1 protein-coding gene is annotated in these 524 nt (G+C 40.6%); it reads left to right on the forward strand.

Translation table 11 applies throughout. The annotated features are described in order from the left end of the window. Positions 1-524, forward strand: a 524-nt coding sequence (locus IE178_RS37270; RefSeq protein WP_193515125.1) for a hypothetical protein, incomplete at both ends; no start/stop codon positions are given.

Here is a 524-nt window from a genome sequence, read left to right on the forward strand (position 1 = left end):
TTCCACAATTCGAGGCGAGTCCAAAAGCAGAATTTAGCATTGAGAATGAACTGTTGAAATTCCGAAACAGAATGTGTGTCCCTGATATCCCGGAACTAAAGAAGAGGGTTTTAGATGAAGCCCACAGATCTGTATTTGCTATGCATCCGGGTAACAACAAAATGTATCGGGATTTGAAACAAAGCTATTGGTGGCCTAAAATGAAGAAAGAGATTGCAGAATATGTGTCCAAGTGCCTTCAATGTCAGCAAGTTAAGGCTGAACATCAGAAACCAGGCGGTCTACTTCAACCTCTCCCTATTCCTGAATGGAAGTGGGAACATGTGACTATGGATTTTGTTGTTGGCCTACCTCGGACTTCTCGAGGTATGGATTCTATTTGGGTTGTAGTTGATAGACTAACTAAATCTGCGCATTTTCTTCTTGTAAAGTCTACTTATGATGCTTACAGACTTGCCTCTTTATATGTTGATGAAATTGTTCGTTTACATGGAGTGTCGGTATCTATTGTGTCGAACAGAGAT

The sequence above is a fragment of the Streptomyces griseoloalbus genome, assembly GCA_014650015.1.
Classification (GTDB): Bacteria; Actinomycetota; Actinomycetes; order Streptomycetales; family Streptomycetaceae; genus Streptomyces; species Streptomyces griseoloalbus.